At 58.9% G+C, this 4440-nt stretch carries 4 protein-coding genes; all 4 read left to right on the forward strand.

All coding sequences use genetic code 11. The features are described from left to right. On the forward strand, positions 1-447 hold a 447-nt coding region (ccsB, locus tag NW870_RS12755), incomplete at its 5' end, for a c-type cytochrome biogenesis protein CcsB (protein WP_414375615.1). 84 nt (positions 448-531) lie between these two features. Continuing rightward, complete coding sequence (locus tag NW870_RS12760) at positions 532-915, forward strand: lipopolysaccharide assembly LapA domain-containing protein (protein WP_011431755.1); 384 nt, start codon at positions 532-534, stop codon at positions 913-915. Between the two features lie 76 nt (positions 916-991). Beyond that, complete coding sequence (gene tig, locus NW870_RS12765) at positions 992-2674, forward strand: trigger factor (protein WP_414375617.1); 1683 nt, start codon at positions 992-994, stop codon at positions 2672-2674. Between the two features lie 182 nt (positions 2675-2856). Continuing rightward, a complete protein-coding gene (locus NW870_RS12770; protein ID WP_414375619.1) occupies positions 2857-4356 on the forward strand; it encodes a S41 family peptidase in 1500 nt (499 codons plus the stop codon). Positions 4357-4440: the final 84 nt, after the last annotated feature.

Here is a 4440-nt window from a genome sequence, read left to right on the forward strand (position 1 = left end):
GAGGAAGCCACCCTGCCTTGCCCGGCTTCAGTACTGGCCGCCGCCGGCGTCCGCTCCCCCCGTCCTGCCCCCTCGTCGGCTGAACTCCCCCCCCAACCGGCCCCAGAAGGGATCCCCTGGCAACGGCTGAGCCTGGCAGAAATCTTGGACAACACCAGCTACCGGCTGATCGGGCTGGGGTTCCCCCTGCTCACCATCGGCATTATTGCCGGCGCCGTTTGGGCCAACGAAGCCTGGGGTACCTACTGGAGCTGGGATCCGAAAGAAACCTGGGCCTTGATTACCTGGTTGGTCTTTGCCGCCTATTTGCACGCCCGCATCACCAAAGGCTGGCAAGGCAGACGCCCCGCCCTCTTGGCCAGCTTAGGCTTTGGGGTGGTTTGGGTGTGTTATCTGGGGGTGAACTTTCTGGGCAAAGGCTTACACAGTTATGGCTGGTTTTTCTGAGGGAATTTTTCTCAAAAACCGGCCCGAGTTTATGGGTATTCTGGTGCTGGCAAGCCGTAGTGGATCCCTTCGAGGAGAAAAACGATGCGACTGTTCAACTACCTGATCTTGTTTTCAGCCCTCCTGGCCATTGCCCTCTTTGCCATGCAAAACGCCACCCCGGTCACGGTTACTTTTGCCCCCGGCGTCAGCGTTGAAAGCCCTCTGGTGATGGAACTTCTGGCATCTGCCGGGATTGGGGCCGCCCTCGCCTGGCTGTATAGCCTCTGGATGCGCGTACAGTTCAGCATCGAAGCCCGGGAAAAAAATCGGCAACTGCAGGAGAAGGAGGTCACCATCACCGAACTCAAGGAAATGGTGGTGGAGCTGGAAGCCAAAGTGAAGCAACTGCCTCCCAGCAAGCGTGCCGAACCCCAAGAGGACATCCAGGATGTGAAAGAAGTGGCCACCGAGGGATCCCCTGCCTAAAATTCCCAGGTTGACCCACAGGCCGTTGAGGTAGAATTGAACTTCTACTTGCCCCTCTCCCTAGCTCATACTTCCTATGCAGGTTATCCAAGAAAAACGCCCTGGCAGCCGGGTCGGTCTCAAAATCGTGGTAGAAGCCGACCGGGTGAAGCGCTCCTACGAAAAAACCTTGCGTCAACTGGAGCAGAATATCCAAATTCCGGGATTCCGCAAGGGCAAGGCCCCCCGCAATCTTGTTGTGCGGCAGGTGGGCCGCGAGCGCATCATGGCCAGTGCTGTGGATGACCTGATCAGCGAGGCCATTCAACAGGCTTTCAAGGAAGCTCAGCTCACCCCCATCAGTCGGTTCGAGCTGGATGATGAGGTGGGTCAGCTCTTGGCTCAGTTCAACCCCGAGGCAGACTTCAGCTTCTCGGGATACGTTGAGGTGTACCCTGAAGCTCGCGTTGGCCAATACAAAGGGCTGACCGTCACGGCAACCCGCGTTGACGTCAAGCCTGAACAAATTGACCAGCTCATCGACCGGTGGCGGGATCAGCGGGCCACCCTCTTGCCGGTAGAAGATCGGTCTGCTCAGTTGGGGGATGTGGTGGTGATCGATTTTGCAGCCCGCGATGCAGAAGGCAATCCCCTCGACGAGATGACCACCCAGGACTTCCAGCTGGAACTCAAGGAAGACAACTTCATCCCCGGTTTTGTGGCGGGCATTGTGGGCATGCAGCTCGACGAAACCAAGGAGATCGCAGCCACCTTCCCCGACGACTACTTCAGAAAAGAGTTGGCCGGGAAAACGGTTACCTTCACTGTCTGCCTGAGGGAGATCAAGGCCAAAGAGCTGCCCGAATTGGATGATGCCTTTGTGCAAGAGATCAGCAGCTTTCAAACAGTAGCCGAGTTGCGGGAACACCTGCAAAAGCGCCTTGAACAGGATGCCCTGAGACAATCCGAGGAGAACCTCGAAACCGCCATCCTCAACGCCATCTTGGAGACTACTGAGGTGGATTTGCCGGAAACCCTCATCGAACAAGAAACGACACAACTGCTGGCCCAGAGTCTCCAGGCCCTGCGGCAGGAAGGCATCAAGCCGGGGGAGCTCCGTAAGTTCTTGTCCGAGTTGCCTCCCGAAACCCTTAACCAGTTGAAAGAGCGCCACCGACCCGAAGCCATCGACCGGCTGCGGCGCACCTTGGCCCTGAGCGCCATCGTTCGGCAAGAGCAAATTGCCGTAGGTTCCACGGAGTTGGACGTGGAGGTGGAAGAGGTGATGGCGGCCTATGCCCAGCAAGGCCAAAAGCTGGATCGGGAACGAGTACGCCAAGCCGTCTATGAAGGCTTGCTGACCAACAAGGTGATGGCCTGGCTGAAGTCGCAAACTACGGTCAACTGGGTCGATAGCGAGGGGAATCCAACCCAGGCGCCCACTTCTTTGGCAGGCTCGGAGGAGAAGGTTGAAGTGCCAGAGGCCGAGTTTGAGGCCGATGAGCCAGAAGCAGAGGTATCTGGGATCCCTGAGGCAATTGAATCCTCATCAGAGACGGCTACGGGGGCGGAAACGGATGGAGAAGCCGCAGTCGTGGAAGCCGAACCGGCCCCAGAAGAGGCTGTAGAAGTATCCCCTGCGGAAACCCTCTCAGATTCTGCGGCAGATTCAGAACCAAAGGCAACGATCCCGGTTGAGGAGAAGGCAGAAGAAACCACTGCAGAGACCCCAGCAGCAGAAAAGCCTAAGCCAAGCAAAAAGGGCAAAAAAGGCAAGTAAGAGTAGGCTGTGGTGGGGCGGTTTTCCGGATCCCGGCTGGGAACATTCCAAAGAAGGGGGGCGCGACAGTCACCCCTAGTGTTCTAAAATGCAAAAAGCGGATACCTAACACTGCCTACAGTGGCAGAGGGGAGCGTTTAGGGTTTATCCTATTCGCAACATCTGCAAGAGGGCAGGCTACCATGAAAGGATTTGCGCGCGCAATTGGGGCTTGGGGGATCCTCACCCTGATCGCGGGGATCTGGCCCGGCAGCGCTGTGGGCCAATCGGCCTTGCCTCCTGTGCCCATCATGCCCTCGGATCCCCAAGGTTCGTTTCCCGATCCAGGGATCCCGGCAGCCCCTTCCCCTCCCCGTGAGCCGGTCGGTCTGGATCTCCGCCATCTGGTGGGATTGTTCATCAACGAGTCCTTGGGTGCAGGCAACCAAGCTGCCGCAGTCAGTTACAACGACCTCTACACCCGCCTGTTGACCCGAAGCTACGGGGATCCCCGCCCCCCCATTGAGGTGGAGTACGAGTTCATTCAAGAGATCCTGCGGGAGTATGGGGATCCCGCCGATCGTTTCTGGGATCCGCAAGCTTTTAAGGACTTGCTCAACCGTCCTCGTCCTCCCGTACAAGCCCGCAGGATTGGCCCGCGCCAGGTTTATTTGGCAGTGCCGGATCTCACCCCAGCCACGGCTCAGCAGATCCGCCAAACCCTCTACACCCAAGACTACAGCCAGGGCATTGTCCTCGACCTGCGCGGAGCTGTGGGCTACGACCCCCAAGTGGTGGCCGATGTGGCGCGCCTATTTCTGCCCCGCTCCGTCCAGCCGCTGCTGATTACCGAAGACCGATTTGGGCAGCCCACCCTCTGGAACAGCGAAAATCTGCCCATTGCCGCCGGGATCCCGTTGGCCGTTCTCGTGGATGGTAACACCCGCCAGGGGGCCACCCTCTTGGCTGCCCAGTTGGGATCCAGCGGTAGCACCCTCATTTTGGGGCAGCCCACCCAGGGCAGCGAACGACAAACCCGCTTCTTTGCCCTTCCCTCCGGCGCGGCGGTGGAACTGGCCGTGGCCACCTGGAAAACAGGGGATGGTCGCTCTTTGGAGCGGGGTCTGGTGCCCTTGCAGACCGTGGAAGGAGATGACAATGCTTGGCTGAATGCCGGCCTGCAAGCGCTGGCCTTGCCCCCCCGGCGACCTGCCCTGCCCCCACGGCCTACCGTGCTGGTGCAAGAGGGTCGAGTCGGTCGCTTTGAGCTGGGCATGGATACCCGCAACGTGGATACCCACCTGCTGGGCAATGTCGATCAGATCCCAGCAGCCTCCGGAGCTAATGTGTTTCAGCCCAACAGCGACCTGAAGATCTTTTACCTGCAGGACTACATCCTCTTCACCTACCGTCATCCGGGCATTGTGGATAGCTTTTTCGCCAACCGCATCTACACAACCCACCCGGAAGCCATGACCGGTGAAGGGATCCGCATTGGTTCCACCTACTCAGAAGTGATCGCCGTTTACGGTGGGCCCGGCGAGAACGGCTACAACGAGGTGGTGCCCTATCCCAAGGGGAGCCGAGAGTATCTGCGCGACGACCGCTACTACGTCAACTACGATGCTCTGGGCCTGGCCTTTGCCTTTGAGGTGGGATCCAACCAGGTCACGGCCATTGGCCTGTTCAAGCCGGGGAGCTGAAGACGAAGGTAAACTACCCCCGCCTAAAGGCGGGAGCTTTCAGTAGCCCTAGAGTCGGCAAGCCAACCCTGGACCTCTAGGCTG

Origin of the sequence: Synechococcus sp. R50.1 (genome assembly GCF_047462115.1) — a bacterium.
Taxonomy (GTDB): domain Bacteria; phylum Cyanobacteriota; class Cyanobacteriia; order Thermostichales; family Thermostichaceae; genus Thermostichus.

What these genes read in the sequence shown, in the direction of transcription:
- NW870_RS12760 (WP_011431755.1), top strand. Translation starts at nt 532, where the DNA reads ATGCGACTGTTCAACTACCTGATCTTGTTTTCAGCCCTCCTGGCCATT.
- tig (WP_414375617.1), top strand. Translation starts at nt 992, where the DNA reads ATGCAGGTTATCCAAGAAAAACGCCCTGGCAGCCGGGTCGGTCTCAAA.
- NW870_RS12770 (WP_414375619.1), top strand. Translation starts at nt 2,857, where the DNA reads ATGAAAGGATTTGCGCGCGCAATTGGGGCTTGGGGGATCCTCACCCTG.